Below are 15,667 nucleotides of genomic sequence, written 5' to 3' on the forward strand. Positions count from 1 at the left end.
CCATCGGCGAAGCAGGCAAGCGCGGCGCCACCACCGCCCAGCGCGCTCATCGCCTGCGCCGCCAGGTGCACCGTGTGCTCCAGGCGGTGCCCGAGGGCGCCGCCCTCGCCGTCATCGAAGGTCCCGCCTACGGCGCCCAACACGGCGGCCAACACGAACGCGCCGGCCTCTGGTGGGCCCTCTACGTCGGACTCACCGCGCGCCGCATCCCCATCGCCGTGTGCAACCCCCAGACCCGCGCCAAGTTCGCCACCGGCGCCGGCAACGCCGACAAGACCGCGGTCCTCGACGCCATGCGCCACCACTGGACAACCGCCGACATCCGCGACCACAACCAGGCCGACGCCCTCGCGCTCGCCACCGCAGGCGGCATGCGACTGCTGTGGCACCGACCCGAAGCCGACCACCACGAAGACGCGCTCGCCGCGATCGAATGGCCCGACGCCGTCAAGGTCGAACTCGCACAACGACTCAAGGCCGGATGGTGAACCCGATGACCGACTCGTTCCTCGAACCGCACCAGGTCGACGAGCTCGGCGGACACTGGCACACCCTCGCCGGACTCATCCCCCAACTCGACGACCTCCTCGCCGGATCCGTCATGGGCGTAGCCACCAGCCTCGGCATCCGAATCGCCCGCGCCCCAGCCTCCCGCCCCCCGATCAACGTCGCCGCCTACGACCACCTCGACCTCATCCGCGCCTGCGCCGAAGGCTGGACCCACCACCTCGCCACCGAAACAAACTTCTCCCCACCCCGCGACACCAGCACCGCCGGCCTCTGCCGCCACCTCCACCTCGCAGCAGACCGCATCGCCACCCGCCCCTGGGCACCCGACTGCCTCGACGAAGCCACCGAACTCGCCAGCACCGCCGCACGCATCACCAACCCAGACGACGGCGAATCCATCACCGACCGCCACCACCTCGCCACCACCGACGTCCACCACCGCGCACACCAAGCCCAAGGCGACGCCGCCGACATGGCCGCCGTCCACCACGCCGTCACCGGAGAACACCTCGACGAAAAGACCATCCACCAATGGCGCCGCCGCGGACACCTCCCAGAACGCATCGGCCCCGCCGGAGAAGTCTGGTTCCACTACCACGAGGTCGCAGCCGCAGCCCGGCACGCGCGCATCCGACGCCTCCCCATCCGGCAAACCAGCAGGTCAAACAGAAGACCTTGACAAGTGAAGCCAACCGACCGATACCCTTCAGGCGTAGCCGCTCGTGACCCCACCGACCAAGGTGGTCCGGGCGGCATCGTCGTCCCGGTCGACGCCGTCCGCGCTCCCCTCCCACTGGCGGGCCAAGGGCACCGCGCGCACCCACGCGAGACGCAACGACCGGGCACCCACTTCCGCGTCAAAGCCCCCAACCGGGCCAAGCACCCCGCCTCACGGCACACCCACAGCTCAGGGTGAGGGCACGCTGCGCGGAACCAAACCACCAGGAGGCGCGCCATGCCAGCCCAACAGCAGCTCGCGCTCACCGTCACCCTCCGCACCACCGGCGGCCACGAGATCGTCACCCGCACCACCGAGGAACCCGAGAAGCTACTCCGCCGGATCCACGGCCAAGGCCAACGGTTCGTCGCAATCGAAGGCACCGACGGCATGGAACACCTCGTCCGCGGAGACGCCGTCGAGTCCGTCTCGTACGACACACTCACCGCCCCGTAAACCAGGAGGCGCACCCATGCCGACCGCACTGACCGAAGTCACACCCGCCGAGCCAGACGAGACCCCGCCCATCGGAGACGCCCTCGAAGCCGACCAGTACCGAGCCAGCCTCCACCGCCGCATCTACCTCGCGACCGGAGACCCGCGGTACCGGGCCGCCGCCCTACCGTGGGACGACCTACTCCAAGACTTCCGGCAAATCGGCAAAGAGATACTCGCCGACTTCAACCAGCTCCTCCCCCGACATGGCTGACAACCGCACCACCACCCAACGCGGCCTCGGCCACACCCACCGACGCAACCGCGCCGGACTCCTCGCCCAACTCCACGACGGCACACCCTGCTGGTGGTGCGGACGCGGCATGTACCGCGAACCCGCAAACAACCCAGACGGCCGAGCACTCCACGCCGACCACACCCGCGCACGCTCCAAAGGCAACACCGCCGGCGCCGCCGACCGACTCCTCCACGACCTCTGCAACAAACAACGCGGCGACGGCTCCCGAGACCACCGCCGGCCCGCACTACTCGCCGCCCGGCAACGAGACGCCGAACGACGCCGACGAGACGAAGGCGCCCTCGTCAACTGGCCCGAGCTGCCCGCATTGATCGCGTCGGCGTGACCAGGCCGGACCGCCAAGACACTGCTTAGCTTATCTACGCCTGAGCCCCACCCCCCAGAATCTTATAACCGCAGGTCAGATGACTCTGCCCCGCGCTCCCCAGTCACCAGTTTTTTACACGGGCCGGAGGGTGGATTTCTCCCGAGTCCAGGAGGTGCCCTTCGGTGACGATCGACGACCTATCGGCCCAGCTCATCGCCGAGATCGGTGAACGCGTCGACCTGACGATGGTGGACCGGATCGCGATCGAGGCGTACGCCGGCCAGCTTCTGCGGATGCGGGCCGCGCGGCGGCGGGCGGATCAGGATCTTCTTCGCGAAGGCGAGCGCGGTGTGGCTGTGAGCCCGGCGGTGGAGATCGAGCGCGCGGCGTCGGCCGAGCTGCGGCAGTGGGTGAGCCGTCGGCCGGACCTGTTCGCTACCGCGAAGCCCGAGGAGGTGCCCGCCGGTGACGGTCGAAGCCCCAAGCGGCGTGACGTTCTCGACGACCTTTGACGATGACCCGGACAGTGAGTTCGCCCGAATCATCGCTGCGGAGTGGCCGGATCTAGAGGGCAAGCAGACGCCGTGGGCGCTGCAGTACCTCCCGGGGGACTTCGAGGCGGTCTCGGAGAAGGTGTGCCGGCTGTATTCGCGAATCGCGGGCCGGATGATGCCGTGGCAGCGGATGGGCGTCGACCACATCAATGCGGTCGACGAGATAGGCCGGTGGACGCACAAGTCGTGCGTGCTGGTGTGTCCCCGGCAGAACGGCAAGACCGAGATCATCATCGCGACGATCCTGTTCCGGCTGTTCAAGCTCGGTCACAAGATCCTCTACACGTCGCTGGAGTGGGACTCGGCGAAGGAGGTGTGGGAGCGCCTCGAGGCGCTCATCACCGCCGAGGAGTCCCTCGACGAGCGGGTGGTGCGGCGCGGATGCTCGCAAGGTCGCGGCACCTTCATCCTCGACAACGGCGGGCGGCTCATCTGCCGCACACGGTCGGCGAAGGTCGGCCGCGGCATGACGAAGTTCGACCTGGTGATCATCGACGAAGCGCTGGACTACACCTCGGGCGATCTGGCAGCGCTGTCCGCGGTGATGCAGGCGTCGAACGATCCGCAGACGATCTACGCGACGTCGGCGGTGAACGCCGAAATGCACCCGCACGGTGTGCTGATCTCGGGGATCCGTGAGGCGGTCCTGCAGGGTCGGGACACCTCGACGTTCTACGCGGAGTGGGCGGCGCCGGAGGGGGCCGCCACGGACGACCCGATGTCCTGGCGGGCAGCGAACCCCGCGTTCGGGTTGCTGAACTCGGACGAGAAGGTGCGGGCGAAGCTGCAGGGGCTGCCGACCGAGGAGGCTCGGCGGATCTTCGCGATTGAGAACCTGGGTCACGGGATGTGGTTCTCGCTCGCGGGCGACGCAGGCGGGCCCGCGGTGGTCGAGGCCGGCCCCTGGGTCGACATGGTCGATGACCGCCCGGAGCGTGTGGGGCACTCGGCGTTGGTGGTGGAGGCGGATCCGGACCGGGCGATGTGGACGGTCGCCGCGGGCGTGATGTGCGCCGACGATGTGGTGCACGTGACGGTCGGATTGCATGCCCAGCTGGGGGTGCGCGAGATCGCCGATTGGGTGGCCGAGGCTGTGGCGGTGGAGGCCCCGTCGGCGCTGGTGGTCGATCCGCGCGGCCCGGCGGGCGTGCTCATTCCGCTCCTGGAGGAGCGGAGCGTGGATGTGATGCGGCTGCGGCCCGCGGAGGCCAAGGGGTTACCGGAGGTTCTGGCGGCGGGCGCGGAGGAGCGTCTGCTGACCCGCGATCCGGATCCGCTCCTGGACGAGGCGTTGCCGTTGGCGCAGGCCGCTCACCTGGGTACGGCCTCGTCGACGTGGATCCGCCGCCCGGGCACGTGCCAGATCGTCGCGCTCTCGCTGGCGGCGTGGGCGGTGCGGCACTTTCCGCCGCTGGACTTGGAGGAGCCGGAAGAGGATTTCGTGCCGGGTCCGGTGGCGTTGCCGTCCTCGAGTTCGACGCGGTCGGGCGGGATGCCCAGCCGGCACCGGGCGCGGGCGATGGCGTTCTAGATGATCCCGACGATTGGCAGGGGGTGCCCGCATGGCTGAGCCGTCTCGTTCCGAGCGGGGGTACGCGCGCCGCTCGGGCCCCTTCACCCCTATGGCGGACAAGAACCGCGAGCTGGTGTTCCCTCAATCCGCGCGCATCTATGCGCAGATGCTGCGCGAGGACGCTCAGGTGCGGTCGGTGGTTGCTGCGGTGACCCTGCCGATCTTGCGCACGATGTGGCGCATTGACCCGAATGGTGCCTCTGACGAGGTGGTTCGGTTGGTGGCTGAGGATCTGCGCTTGCCGGTGCTTGGTGACGACGGTCGTCAGCCGTTGCCGTCGACGGGTGGGCACGCCTCGTGGGCCGAGCACCTGCCGTGGGCGCTGCGGTCGGTGGTGTTCGGGGTGTCGTTCTTCGAGAAGGTGTACGAGGTGCGGAGTGGCCGCGACCGGTTGCGAAAGCTGGCACCGCGGATGGCGGACACGATCAAGAAGATCAACGTCGCCGACGACGGTGGACTCGAATCTGTCGAGCAGGCCCCGCGGGCGGGCGCGCTGAGGGCCGAGAAGCCGATCCCGGTCGAGCACCTGGTCGCCTACCTGCACGACCCGCTGGATCACACGTGGACGGGTACTTCGATCCTGCGCAGCGCGTACAAGCACTGGCGGCTGAAGGACGAGCTGCTGCGCCTGGAAGCGATCATCCTCGAACGCAACGGCATGGGAGTGCCGAACTACAAGGCCGCGTCGAGCGACGAGAAGGAGATCGAGCGCGGGCAGGAGATCGTTGACAACGTCCGCGCCGGCGTCGAAGGCGGGGTCAGTACCCCCAACGGTGCGTCGTTCACCATCGAGGGCGTGAAGGGCCAGTTGGTCTCGCCCCGGGATGCGATCGCCTATCACGACTCGCAGATCGCCCGCGCTGCACTGGCGCACGTGCTCAACCTCGACGGCAAGGGCGGCTCCTACGCTCTCGCCGAGGTGCAGCTGGGGATCTTCATCCAGTTCCTGCAGACCATCGCCGAGGGCATCGCGACTACGGCGAACAAGTACCTCGTCGAGGAGATGGTCGACTTCGCGTTCGGGACCGAGGGCGGCCCGTACCCGCGACTCGCGTTCGACCCCATTGGCTCGAAGAACGATCTGCCACCGGAAACGATCGCGCTCCTAGCCAACGCCGGGGTGATCCTGCCGGACAAGGACCTCGAAGAGGAGATTCGCCGCCGCGGCAACCTGCCGACCAAGCGCCCGTACGACGGGCCCGAGCCCTCCGAGGAGGAGGCAGCATGAACCCATTCCTGACCGGCCGCGGAGCCCGCGCTGAGGTGCGCGCCGCGGTCTCCGACGACGTCGCGACGATCCGCCTGTACGACCCGATCGACTCGTGGGGCGGCTTCTGGGGCGTGTCCTCGAAGGAGTTCACCGCCGCTCTGGACGAGCTCGGCGAGGTCTCCGAGATCACGCTGCTCATCAACTGTCCGGGCGGTGAGGTGTGGGAGGCGATGTCGATCTACAACTCGCTGCGCTCTCACCCGGCTCGGGTCACCGTCATCGTCGAAGGTTTGGCGGCGTCGGCCGCCTCCTTCATCGCAATGGCCGGCGACGAGGTCATCATGCGGCCCGCCTCCGAACTGATGATTCATGACGCGTGGATCGTCGGGATGGGCAACGCCGACGAGCTGCGGGCCCTGGCCGACCGGATCGACTCCGAGTCGGCGATGGTTGCCGCGATCTACGCCGAGAAGGCGGGCACCCCGGTCGACATGTGGCGGGAGGCGATGCGGTCGGAGCAGTGGTTCACCCCTGCTGAGGCGCTGGAGGCCGGGCTGATCGATGCGGTGTCGGCGGGCAAGCCCGACCGATCGGAGTCAGCGTCGGTCAACCGGTTCAACCTGGCCAGTTTCAACTACGCGGGTCGTCGAGAGGCGCCTGCACCAACCGTCGCCGCGGCGCGACAGGAGGAGGACACGATGGGTGCTCTCATGGCTGGGCTGCGTGAGCGGCTCGGGATTGCTGAGGACGTCACCGAAGAGGAGGCGCTCGCGGCGCTCGACGAGGCGCTGGCCGAGCAGGCCGGCGACCCGGACCCCGCCGGAGACGACGAGGAGGCCGGAGCCAACGATGGCGGCAACCGATCGACCGACGGGGAGAACCTGGACGGCGGTGATTCCGGCGAGGGCGAGGGCGCACCCGAGTCTTCGTCGGCCGCGGCGGGCGCGGACACGGTCACCCTCGACGCGGAGGTCTACGCCGACCTGCTGGCCCGAGCCGAGTCCGGAGACCGCGCACAGGACGCCGTCGACAGGGCTGCCGCCGAGGCCGCCGTCGACGCCGCGGTGGACGCGGGGAAGATTCTCGCCGCCCGCCGAGACGACTGGGTGGCCAACTACCTCGAGGCCCCCACGGACACCGCGGACCGGATCGCGGCCCTGGCCTCAGGTCGCATCAACCGCGCCGAACAGGGGCACACCAAGACGCCCGGCCAGGCCGGGCAGAGCGGACAGAACAGCGACCTTGACGCCCGCGCCAAGTCCATCAGCTTCGCCGACGCCGTCAAGCTCTAACCCACCAAGGAGAGAACCATGTCCAACCCCACGTTCCGCCAGGGCCCGATCTCGCTTCCGGTGGCCGAGCCGGTCGAAAAGAACCGCATCGTCGTACTCGGCGCCGATGGAATCAGCCACTCCGACGGGCAGGCCGCCTTCGGTGCGGTCTCCGAGAAGGGCGCGCCGAAGGGTGACCGCACGAGCGGTGACCTGACCCTCGGTTCGCCGGACGTCCTCGCCGTCCACACCGCGCCGGCGACCCTGCCGATCGTCACCGACGACGAGTTCGCGCTCGGTGACGACGTGTTCGCCGCCGCTGATGGCAAGGCGTCCACCGAGGGCGAGACCAAGGTCGGCGTCACCGTCGCCGCCAGCAAGGCCGGTCGCGTCCGCGTCCGTCTCACCATCCCGGCCTAACAGGGCCTCTCACCTCTAGAAGGAGGCCCACTATGGGCACCATTTCCTCTGTCCATGACGGCGAGAAGTTCACCGTCGACGACCTGATCGGCGCCCCCACGTGGATTGCCGAGAAGGTCATCAAGAACCTCGACGGCGCGATGATCTCCGAGGCGATCTTCCGCAACGAGGGCGAGTCCGAGCTGGTCGTCGCCTACCGCGAGGCCGCACAGGCGTTCCTCTCGGAGGACGCCGAGGACGTTGCCGAGTTCGGAGAAATCCCGGTCGCGGACATCGGCCGTGGTGACCTGAAGTTCGTCACCGGCAACAAGACCGCCCTCGGTGTCCGCATCTCCTACGAAATGAAGAAGTTCAACAAGATCGGCCAGGTGAACCGGCAGATCACCGCTCTGCAGAACACAATGGTCCGGTCTGATGTGCGGGCCTCGCTGCGCACGTTCGCCGCAGCTGGGGTGGACGAGGTGCCGGTGTCGTCGCCGTGGCCGACGACGGGGTCCTCGCCGATCGATGACGTCTTCGACGCGATCGAGGCGATCGAGGACGCGCACCTGGAGGACGACCCGGACGCGAACCTGGGGTACGTGCCGGACATCATGATCGCGCATCCGCGGACCGTCACGATGCTCACCCGCAACGCCGAGTACCAGAAGTTGTTCATCGGCAACCTTGCGGACCAGAACCCGGTCTACCGGGGCACCCTGCCGACCACGATCGCGGGCCTTCGAGTGCTGACGTCCCGGTTCGCCGACCCGGGACAGGTCATCATCGCCGAGTCGGGAGTGGTCGGGTTCCGCACTGACCCGATCCCGCTCGAGATGACCCCGCTCTACCCCGAGGGTGGCAGCGAGCAGCACGGCGGCTCGAACATGTCGTACCGGGCTGACGCGTTCCGCACCCGGATCACCGCGACGGACGCGCCGAAGGCCGCGCGGATCCTGACGGGAGTGCGCGGCTGATGCAGGTCGTCATCACGGCCGAGTCGTGGGTGCAGCCCACCCCCAGGGGTCGGGTCCGGCGGTCGCGCGGCGAGGAGGTCGAGGTCGCCGACGATGTCGCGGAGTGGCTGATCGATCTCGGCGCCGCTGAGCTCGTCGGACCGGGGAGCACCACCACGACCGCCGAGTCCGCCACTGCGGACGCGAGCGCTGCCCCGGCCGCCGAGACGACGGCCACCAAGCCGGCCCCCCGCGGCGGTCGGCGTAAGTCCAGCCAGTAGGAGGGAGGGTGCGGTGAGCGAGCTACAGATCGGCGTGACTGCCGAGGAGGTCGCCCTCCGCATTCCCCGGCCTCTCGACGAGGACGAGCTCGACCTGCTCGAGCTTCTCATCGCGGACGCCGAGGGAGAGATCGCGGACGCGCTCGCCGTCGCCGGCCGTGATCTGGCCTTGGACCTCGCCCGTCGGCCCGGGTTCGCGGGCACTGCTCGCCGGGTCATGCGGGAGATGGTCGCCGCGGTCGTGCTGGTCGGTGGCAACGCCGGTCAGGCGAGCGTGACCTCGTCGACCGGTGCCCAGTCGGACTCGGTGCGGTTCGCCGACACCCGGTCCTCGCGGTGGGGCCAGGTCGTCCTCACCGACGACCAGCGAGCTCGGCTGGGGCTCGCCCCGGTGGGCCTGCCTCGGGGCCGGTTCCCGAAGTCCAGGGTCGGCAGGTGGGTGTGATGCTCGGCCAGGGCCACGAGACCGTGACAGTTCTCGGCGGCACCGCGCGGACCGATGCGAAGGGCTACCCGATCCCGCCGCAACCGCCCCGGGAAGTTCGCGGCTGCGTGGTGCAGCCGACGGTGCTGGCGCAGGACACCGGCCGGGACAGGTCGGGCCAGGTGCTTGAGTTCCGGGTGCTCGCCCCGGCCGGGACGGTTATTTCGTCGAAGGATCGCGTGGTGATCCGGGGACGCGAGTTCGAGGTCACGGCCGAGTCGTTCGACTGGTCGATCAACCGCCGCCCCGCGCTGCGGTCTCATCGGCCGCTGGTGGAGTTCATCGCCAAGCGCGGTGAGGGCTAATGGCCAAGCGGCCGCGGATCCGGCTCAATCGACCCGGTGTCCTGGCGTTGATGCAGCGGGCCGGGCCCCCGCTGCTGAAGGCGAAGGCCGAGGCGGTGTGCGGCAGGTTGCGCGCCGCCGGATATCAGGCCGGATACGAGATGCGGATGGACCGCAACGGCCGACCCGTGGTGATGGTCGCCATCACCGAGGCTCGCGGGCTCACCGCGCAGGCCAAGTACGGCGTCGTCACTAAGGCCGCCGCAATGGAGGGCCTGGACATCAACCGCTACTTCGTCAGATGAGAGGGGGCGGCATGGGTGACGGGATCCAGGTCGACGGCGCCGAGCGTGTCCTCGACTTCCTCATCAACCGGGTGGAGGGCGCGACAGTGCGCTCTGATCTGCCGGACGGGTGGTCGCCTGCTGACGGGGTGGCGGTCACCGTCACCTCGGATGCGACGCCGTTCTCCGACCGCGTGGCCACCCGTGAGGCCGTGCGCGTGGCCGTGTACGCGGCCTATCGACCGATCGCCCGTCGCGCCGCGTCTCAGCTCGACGCGGCGCTCATCCAGCCCGGCGCCATTCGCGGGCTACTCATCCGGCCCGGTTCCGGGCTCATCATCACTCGGGACGACAAGCTCGAGTGCTTCCTCGCGGCGTTCACGATCAACGTGAACGCCTCACGCAACTAAGGAGACGCCATGTCTGCACCCACCCCCTACCGCCGCAACGCCGACAACGTCCGCTTTTGGGACGACGCGGAGATCTTCTACTCCCCCGACGCGAACGCCAAGGTCAACGCCGACGGCACGTTCGGCGACGCATGGGCCTCGACCGGGTTCCTCAACGCCGGCGCCGACCTCGGTCAGGAGCGCGACACCGAGCGCCAGGAGGCCGAGGGCTTCGGCGGCCGGCTCCTCAAGAGCCGCCAGCGGTTCAAGAAGGACACCTGGGCGTTCACCGCCGCGGAGGACAACGAGACGATCCACAAGCTGATGTGGCCGAACTCGCCTTACGTCGTCGACGGCACCGGCGTCCTGCGGGTGCCCCGTGACGCCGAGGGCGTCTTCGCCCGCAAGCTCGTCGACGCCGACGGCGCGATCACCATCGACGTCACCCGCGCAATGGCCTCCTGCTACCCGAGCAACCTCAACAACGCCGACGGCGGGCACCAGACCCGCGAGTTCACCGTCGAGGTCCGCCCGGACGAGGACAACGCCCTCTACGACCGGTTCCACAAGTCGGCCAGCGATGACGCACTCGAGCCCCTCGAGGTCATCCGCATCGAAGCCGCCGGTGCCGGCGGGGGCGAGTAAGCGCTCACCCACAGACGAACCCCGACCGGCCGGATTGGTGATCCCCCACCGGCCGGGGTTCGCCCTTCGGGGCAATCACTCAGGGATCACCACCAAGATGCCCCGCGAACCCGCGGGGCATCGGCCATTTCAGGAGGGATCACCATGACCACCACCACCGCCAAGAAGACCGCCGCGCGCAAGACGCCGGCGAAGAAGAGCACCAAGCCCGCCGCCCCGAAGGCGACCGTGAAGACCCCCGCGCCCACGCCCGCCGAGGTCGACGCCAAGGCCAGCGACGACGCCGTCGAGGACACCTCCGACGACGGCCGCGCGACGATCACCATCGAGATCGAGATCAACGGCACCGAGATCGAGCTCGAGCTGCCGGCCACGTTCAACGACGCCGACCCCGACGCGATCGTCTACATGGAGGAGGAGAAGCCGACGGCGGCGTTCAAGGCCCTCATCGGCGTGGAGAACTGGGCCACTCTCAAGCAGCTCCGCTGGACCGCCCGTGACTTCCGCGAGGTCATCGATGCGTGGAAGGGGGCCGTCGGGCTGGGAAACGGCTAGGGCTCCTCGGGCGGATCCGCGAGCACGAGGACGCCGTCGAGGCCGACTTCGCCCGCTTCTATCCGAGCGTGGATTACCTCGACCGGTACCGGCGTGACTCCCGCGGCCGTACTCGCCTGTCCCTGCGCCGCCTGCTGCTCCTGGTGGACCACCTTCCGCAGGAGTCGGCGTTCGCGAGTGCGCTCGCCGAGCGGCACCCCATCAGCGGCGAGCAGGCGGCCACGTACGCGGTGTGGTCGGCCCTGACGGGCAAACAACACCCGTACCTGGACGACCTAAAGAACCGGCGCGACCAGGAGCGCAAAGCGCAGCTGATCCGCAGTCGCCGAGCGGCCACGGCCGAGCAGAACCGCAGGTACATGGCCCGCGTGGCCGGGAACAGGAGCTCCTAGCTCCCCCGGCCCGCGGTGCCACCCGGCATCGATTCAAGGAGGCGCGTGTGTCTGCTATCGGCTATGCCGTCCTCCCGATGACCGTGTCCATGAAGGGGCTCGGCCAGACCCTGGCCCGCGAGCTCAACGGCCCGGCGATGGCCGCCGGCCGCAAGGCTGCGGACGACATGGGCAAGTCGATGGTCGACGGCACACGCCAGGCCGCCGCCGCGGTGACCAAGGCACGCAAGGCCGAGCAGGCTGCCGCTGAGTCGGTACTGGCCGCTGAGAAGAAACTCGCTGACCAGAGGTCTGCCGCGAAGCGAGATGCGCGGGAGATCGAGTCGGCCGAGCTCAAGCTCACGGCCGCCCGCGAGAAGGGCTCCCGCGAGGTCGCGACCGCTGAGCGTGCGCTGGCCGAGGCCCGCTCCGCGGGGGATGTCAACAAGATCGCGGACGCCGAGTCCCGTCTGGCCGAGGCCCGGTCCCGCACTGGTGCCAGTGTCCTGGACCGGGAGAACGCCCTCGAGCGGGCCCGGGAGAAGTCTGCGGCCACTACAGGCCGGATCGCGGCGGCCGAGCAGGACCTGGCGGCGGCCAAGGACAAGGCCACCCAGGCGTCCGAGAACGTCATCTCCTCGACCCGGCGCCTGGACAAGGCTCAGTCCGACACCACCGGTGAGTTCGCGGACGCCCGCGCCGAGCTGTCCCGGTTCCAGGACGAGCTCGGTCGCACCGGCGACGAGATGCTGCGCACCGGCGAGAAGTCCGGCGGGATGGGCGCGAAGATCCGCGAGGGTCTGGGCAAGATCGGGACCGGCGCGCTGCTGGGCGTGGGCGCGAAAATCGGGTCCAGTCTGACCGCAGGGTTCGGCACTGCCCTGACCAAGGGGTTCGACCGCCTAGCTGCGATCGACCAGGCGCAGGCAGCGCTGACCGGTCTGGGCCACTCGGCCGCATCGGTCGAGACGATCATGGATTCGGCGATGGAGTCCGTCAAGGGCACCGCGTTCGGGTTCGGAGACGCCGCTGGGCTGGCCGGCACCCTCGTCGCCTCCGGTATCGAACCCGGCCGGGAGCTGACCCGCATCCTGTCACTGGTCGGTGACACCGCGGCGATCACCGGGTCGGACCTTACCGACATGGGCAGCATCTGGGCCAAGGTCGCCGCCGGTGGCCGGATGTCCACCGAGGAGATGAACCAGCTCCTGGACCGCGGTCTGGGGATCCTGCCCGCACTGTCGGAGCAGTACGGCGTGACCGGCGACGAGATGCGCAAGATGATCTCCGAGGGCAAGGTCGGGTTCGACGACTTCGCCCAGGTCATGGAGGGCGTCGTCGGCGGGTCGGCCCTGAAGATGGGCGACACCTTCAAGGGGTCTCTCGACAACATGGGCGCCTCGCTCGGTCGCTTCGGCGCGAAGCTCCTCGGCCCGATCTTCGACAACGCCCCGACCGTCTTCGCCGCGATCTCCGACGCGGTCGATGGACTGGGTGAGCGCCTGGAGCCGGTCATCTCCGAGTTCTCGGACCGCCTGGCGCCAGTGATGGCCAGCTTCGCGGAGCGGGTCGGCCCGGCGATCACCACCGCGCTGAACCATCTGTTCGACGCGCTGGCCACCACGGCGTCGGTCGCCGCCACACTGGTCGGGTTCATTCGCGACAACCAGACGTGGCTGGTGCCCCTCACGGCGGCGGTTCTGGCTGCCACCGCCGCGTACAAGCTGCTCGTGCTGCAGCAGAAGATCGCCGCCGCCGGCGGGCTGCTCGCGTTCATCAAGAACCTGACTGTCGCGACGAAGCTGCAGACGATCGCTACCACCGCCCAGGCCACTGCTCAGCGCGTGCTGAACACGGTGATGCGGGCCAACCCGATCATGCTGATCGTGACCGCGGTGGCGGTCCTCGGCACCGCCCTGTGGGCCTTCTTCACCAAGACCGAGAACGGCAGGGAGATCTGGGAGAAGTTCACCGCCGCTCTGGGGCGCGTGAAGGACTTCTTCGTCGACATCATCGAGTTCGGGCGGATGGTCGGCGACATCCTGTTCCGCGGCGACTTCAAGGGTGCCCCGTTCGGCATCGAGGAGGACTCGGGGCTCGTCAATTTCCTGTTCACCATCCGTGAGACGGTCCTCGGGATCTGGTCCGGTCTGCAAGAGGGGTGGCAGGCCTACGGTCAGCCCGTCGTCGATCTGATCGTCACAGCTTTCGGCCTGTGGTGGGAGGGTGTGCAGCTCCACTTCCGCCTCATGCGAGCGGCGTGGGAGGTCCTGTGGACCGGCGTTCAGCTGGCTTGGGCGGAGTTCGGCCAGCCCCTGATCGACGCCGTGGTGGGGGCGTTCGATCTCTGGTCGACCGGTGTCGGGATCGTCTTCGGCGTCGTTGCCGCGGGCTGGGGTCTGCTCTGGGCCGGGGTCCGCACGGTGTACGACACCGTCATCGTTCCTGTCCTCGGATGGGTCGGTGACCGGCTGGCGTGGCTGGGTGATCAGCTCGGCGCCCTGCGCGACCGGTTCGTGGCCGGCTTGGCGCGCGTCGGTGCCGCGGTGCGTGGCCTGTATGACGACTACGTGCGCCCGGTGGTCGACCTGGTGCGCATGAAGTTCGACGAGGTCGTGGGCGTGGTCTCGGGTCTGCGCGACCGGGTGATCGGCGTTCTGACCGGGGCCGGCCGCTGGCTGTACGAGACTGGCCGGAACATCGTGCAGGGCCTACTCGACGGCGCCGGATCACTGCTGAGCCGTCTGGGCGAGTTCTTCCTCGACCGTCTACCGGCCTGGGTCAAGGACCCGTTCAAGAAGGCACTGGGGATCGCCAGCCCGTCGAAGGTGTTCGCCTCGTTCGGCGCCGACATCGGTGCTGGCCTGGTGCACGGGGTGCGGGGCATGGCCGGTCAGGTCGCCGACGCGGCGCGTGGTCTCGCCGAGACCGCAGCGACCGCCGCCGGTGAGGTGCAGATCGCCTTCAACGGCGGGGACGACGGGTATGGCGCGCTGGCCAGCCTGGCGGGCGAGGATCTGGCTCGGGTCGCGGCGAACACCGCCGCCGACGTCGGCGGGGTGACTCGCACCGCTGGGGCCGCCGTGACCGAGGTCGGTACGGCGTTCGCTGGCGGCGACGACGGGTACGCCGCGACGGGTGAGTTCCTCGGTGAGGATGCCGCCCGCACCGCTCTGGATGTTTCGGCGCAGATCGGGTCGGCGTTCACCGCGGTCGGCGAAGGGGTCAACGGGGCAAAGGCTGCTCTGTTCGACCCGGCGGTGGCCGGGATGCAGCAGTCGCTGCTGGACTACGGTCAGGTCGCCCAGGATCAGATGAACGGCGTCGTCGTCCCGGTGATGAACCAGGCCGGGGCGGGCATCGCTGATGCCAAGGCGCGGCTGTTCGATCCGGTTCACGCCGGGCTGCAGGCGGCCGTCACCCAGACGGGGGCCGCGACCCAGGTGGCGATGCTCGGCACCGCCCTGCCGTCGATGCAGACTGCTGGCGCGGGGATCTGGGCCGTGCAGACGGGCACCGTCGACCCGGCACTGGCCAACATGCGAGGTGCCCTGTCGAACACCGCCGGCGCGTTCGCCACCGGCACCACGGCGATCAACACCGAGTTCAACCGGGTCCGCGAGGGCGTGGCTGCGCCGGTGCGGTTCACAATCGGCCCCGTCTTCAACGACGGCCTCGTGTCGATGTGGAACGGCGTGTCCGACATGGTCGGGCTGAAGAAGATGACGCCCCACCCGATCAACTTCTGGGCGGGTGGAGTCCTGCCCGGGTACACCCCGGGCCGGGACCCGTTCACCTTCGTCGACCCCCGGACGGGAATGTCGATCGGGTTGTCGGGTGGCGAGTCGATCATGCGCCCGGAGTGGACGCGGGCGATCGGGCCCGCCGGTGTCGAGCGGATGAACCATGTGGCCCGGACCGAGGGCGCCAACGGCGTAAACCGGATGCTTGAGCACCGGCACCTCGGTGGCTTCAACTCGGGCGGCATCGTCGGCTCGATGGAGGCGTTCGTCGGCAAGCACTGGCCGTCGCTCCTGCAGAACGGCAGGGCCTTCTCGGGTCTGCGCTTCACCGACAACGGCTACCACTCCAAGGGAATGGGGTCAAGCCCCTAGAAGTGGT

At 69.1% G+C, this 15,667-nt stretch carries 20 protein-coding genes; all 20 read left to right on the forward strand.

Annotated features, from left to right (window positions below):
* A partial coding sequence (locus tag G6026_RS01855) for a hypothetical protein (RefSeq protein ID WP_182612081.1) occupies positions 1 to 488 on the forward strand: 488 nt, incomplete at its 5' end.
* A 5-nt stretch (positions 489 to 493) separates the two neighbouring features.
* On the forward strand, positions 494 to 1,189 hold the full coding sequence (locus tag G6026_RS01860; RefSeq protein WP_182612082.1) for a hypothetical protein: 696 nt from the start codon (positions 494 to 496) through the stop codon (positions 1,187 to 1,189).
* Positions 1,190 to 1,465: 276 nt separating this feature from the next.
* Positions 1,466 to 1,684 carry a hypothetical protein gene (locus tag G6026_RS01865; protein WP_182612083.1) on the forward strand — a complete coding sequence of 73 codons (219 nt, stop codon included), beginning with the start codon at positions 1,466 to 1,468 and terminating at the stop codon, positions 1,682 to 1,684.
* Between the two features lie 16 nt (positions 1,685 to 1,700).
* Entirely contained in the window at positions 1,701 to 1,937 is a 237-nt protein-coding gene (locus G6026_RS01870; RefSeq protein WP_182612084.1) for a hypothetical protein, read from the forward strand.
* Positions 1,930 to 2,307 (forward strand): hypothetical protein, encoded by a 378-nt coding sequence (locus G6026_RS01875; protein ID WP_182612085.1) that lies wholly within the window; start codon positions 1,930 to 1,932, stop codon positions 2,305 to 2,307. Before G6026_RS01870 ends, G6026_RS01875 begins: the two co-directional genes overlap by 8 nt.
* A 164-nt stretch (positions 2,308 to 2,471) precedes the next feature.
* Entirely contained in the window at positions 2,472 to 2,801 is a 330-nt protein-coding gene (locus G6026_RS01880) for a hypothetical protein (RefSeq protein WP_182612086.1), read from the forward strand.
* Entirely contained in the window at positions 2,755 to 4,374 is a 1,620-nt protein-coding gene (locus G6026_RS17740) for a hypothetical protein (protein ID WP_182612087.1), read from the forward strand. The genes G6026_RS01880 and G6026_RS17740 overlap by 47 nt, the downstream gene beginning before the upstream one ends.
* Positions 4,375 to 4,465: 91 nt before the next feature.
* A complete protein-coding gene (locus G6026_RS01890) occupies positions 4,466 to 5,644 on the forward strand; it encodes a hypothetical protein (RefSeq protein WP_182612088.1) in 1,179 nt (392 codons plus the stop codon).
* A complete protein-coding gene (locus G6026_RS01895) occupies positions 5,641 to 6,918 on the forward strand; it encodes a head maturation protease, ClpP-related (protein ID WP_182612089.1) in 1,278 nt (425 codons plus the stop codon). Before G6026_RS01890 ends, G6026_RS01895 begins: the two co-directional genes overlap by 4 nt.
* 18 nt (positions 6,919 to 6,936) lie before the next feature.
* Positions 6,937 to 7,317 (forward strand): DUF2190 family protein, encoded by a 381-nt coding sequence (locus G6026_RS01900; protein WP_182612090.1) that lies wholly within the window; start codon positions 6,937 to 6,939, stop codon positions 7,315 to 7,317.
* A 32-nt stretch (positions 7,318 to 7,349) separates the two neighbouring features.
* Positions 7,350 to 8,273, forward strand: a complete 924-nt coding sequence (locus tag G6026_RS01905) for a hypothetical protein (protein WP_182612091.1) — start codon at positions 7,350 to 7,352, stop codon at positions 8,271 to 8,273.
* Complete coding sequence (locus G6026_RS01910) at positions 8,273 to 8,533, forward strand: hypothetical protein (protein ID WP_182612092.1); 261 nt, start codon at positions 8,273 to 8,275, stop codon at positions 8,531 to 8,533. Before G6026_RS01905 ends, G6026_RS01910 begins: the two co-directional genes overlap by 1 nt.
* Positions 8,534 to 8,546: 13 nt before the next feature.
* Positions 8,547 to 8,978 (forward strand): Gp19/Gp15/Gp42 family protein, encoded by a 432-nt coding sequence (locus G6026_RS01915; protein WP_309230112.1) that lies wholly within the window; start codon positions 8,547 to 8,549, stop codon positions 8,976 to 8,978.
* Positions 8,978 to 9,322: a hypothetical protein gene (locus G6026_RS01920; protein WP_182612093.1), complete on the forward strand. Its 345-nt coding sequence runs from the start codon at positions 8,978 to 8,980 to the stop codon at positions 9,320 to 9,322. Before G6026_RS01915 ends, G6026_RS01920 begins: the two co-directional genes overlap by 1 nt.
* A complete protein-coding gene (locus G6026_RS01925) occupies positions 9,322 to 9,606 on the forward strand; it encodes a hypothetical protein (protein ID WP_182612094.1) in 285 nt (94 codons plus the stop codon). Before G6026_RS01920 ends, G6026_RS01925 begins: the two co-directional genes overlap by 1 nt.
* 11 nt (positions 9,607 to 9,617) lie before the next feature.
* Positions 9,618 to 9,995: a hypothetical protein gene (locus tag G6026_RS01930; RefSeq protein WP_182612095.1), complete on the forward strand. Its 378-nt coding sequence runs from the start codon at positions 9,618 to 9,620 to the stop codon at positions 9,993 to 9,995.
* A gap of 9 nt (positions 9,996 to 10,004) precedes the next feature.
* On the forward strand, positions 10,005 to 10,619 hold the full coding sequence (locus G6026_RS01935; RefSeq protein WP_182612096.1) for a hypothetical protein: 615 nt from the start codon (positions 10,005 to 10,007) through the stop codon (positions 10,617 to 10,619).
* A 144-nt stretch (positions 10,620 to 10,763) separates the two neighbouring features.
* Entirely contained in the window at positions 10,764 to 11,174 is a 411-nt protein-coding gene (locus G6026_RS01940) for a hypothetical protein (RefSeq protein WP_182612097.1), read from the forward strand.
* Entirely contained in the window at positions 11,141 to 11,566 is a 426-nt protein-coding gene (locus tag G6026_RS01945) for a hypothetical protein (RefSeq protein WP_182612098.1), read from the forward strand. The genes G6026_RS01940 and G6026_RS01945 overlap by 34 nt, the downstream gene beginning before the upstream one ends.
* Positions 11,567 to 11,643: 77 nt before the next feature.
* Positions 11,644 to 15,660, forward strand: a complete 4,017-nt coding sequence (locus G6026_RS01950; protein ID WP_206682001.1) for a tape measure protein — start codon at positions 11,644 to 11,646, stop codon at positions 15,658 to 15,660.
* The last annotated feature ends 7 nt before the right edge of the window (positions 15,661 to 15,667 follow it).

Origin of the sequence: Dietzia sp. DQ11-38-2 (genome assembly GCF_014145055.1) — a bacterium.
Lineage (GTDB): Bacteria > Actinomycetota > Actinomycetes > Mycobacteriales > Mycobacteriaceae > Dietzia.

What these genes read in the sequence shown, in the direction of transcription:
- G6026_RS01860 (WP_182612082.1), top strand. Translation starts at nt 494, where the DNA reads ATGACCGACTCGTTCCTCGAACCGCACCAGGTCGACGAGCTCGGCGGA.
- G6026_RS01865 (WP_182612083.1), top strand. Translation starts at nt 1,466, where the DNA reads ATGCCAGCCCAACAGCAGCTCGCGCTCACCGTCACCCTCCGCACCACC.
- G6026_RS01870 (WP_182612084.1), top strand. Translation starts at nt 1,701, where the DNA reads ATGCCGACCGCACTGACCGAAGTCACACCCGCCGAGCCAGACGAGACC.
- G6026_RS01875 (WP_182612085.1), top strand. Translation starts at nt 1,930, where the DNA reads ATGGCTGACAACCGCACCACCACCCAACGCGGCCTCGGCCACACCCAC.
- G6026_RS01890 (WP_182612088.1), top strand. Translation starts at nt 4,466, where the DNA reads ATGGCGGACAAGAACCGCGAGCTGGTGTTCCCTCAATCCGCGCGCATC.
- G6026_RS01895 (WP_182612089.1), top strand. Translation starts at nt 5,641, where the DNA reads ATGAACCCATTCCTGACCGGCCGCGGAGCCCGCGCTGAGGTGCGCGCC.
- G6026_RS01900 (WP_182612090.1), top strand. Translation starts at nt 6,937, where the DNA reads ATGTCCAACCCCACGTTCCGCCAGGGCCCGATCTCGCTTCCGGTGGCC.
- G6026_RS01905 (WP_182612091.1), top strand. Translation starts at nt 7,350, where the DNA reads ATGGGCACCATTTCCTCTGTCCATGACGGCGAGAAGTTCACCGTCGAC.
- G6026_RS01910 (WP_182612092.1), top strand. Translation starts at nt 8,273, where the DNA reads ATGCAGGTCGTCATCACGGCCGAGTCGTGGGTGCAGCCCACCCCCAGG.
- G6026_RS01920 (WP_182612093.1), top strand. Translation starts at nt 8,978, where the DNA reads ATGCTCGGCCAGGGCCACGAGACCGTGACAGTTCTCGGCGGCACCGCG.
- G6026_RS01925 (WP_182612094.1), top strand. Translation starts at nt 9,322, where the DNA reads ATGGCCAAGCGGCCGCGGATCCGGCTCAATCGACCCGGTGTCCTGGCG.
- G6026_RS01930 (WP_182612095.1), top strand. Translation starts at nt 9,618, where the DNA reads ATGGGTGACGGGATCCAGGTCGACGGCGCCGAGCGTGTCCTCGACTTC.
- G6026_RS01935 (WP_182612096.1), top strand. Translation starts at nt 10,005, where the DNA reads ATGTCTGCACCCACCCCCTACCGCCGCAACGCCGACAACGTCCGCTTT.
- G6026_RS01940 (WP_182612097.1), top strand. Translation starts at nt 10,764, where the DNA reads ATGACCACCACCACCGCCAAGAAGACCGCCGCGCGCAAGACGCCGGCG.
- G6026_RS01950 (WP_206682001.1), top strand. Translation starts at nt 11,644, where the DNA reads ATGACCGTGTCCATGAAGGGGCTCGGCCAGACCCTGGCCCGCGAGCTC.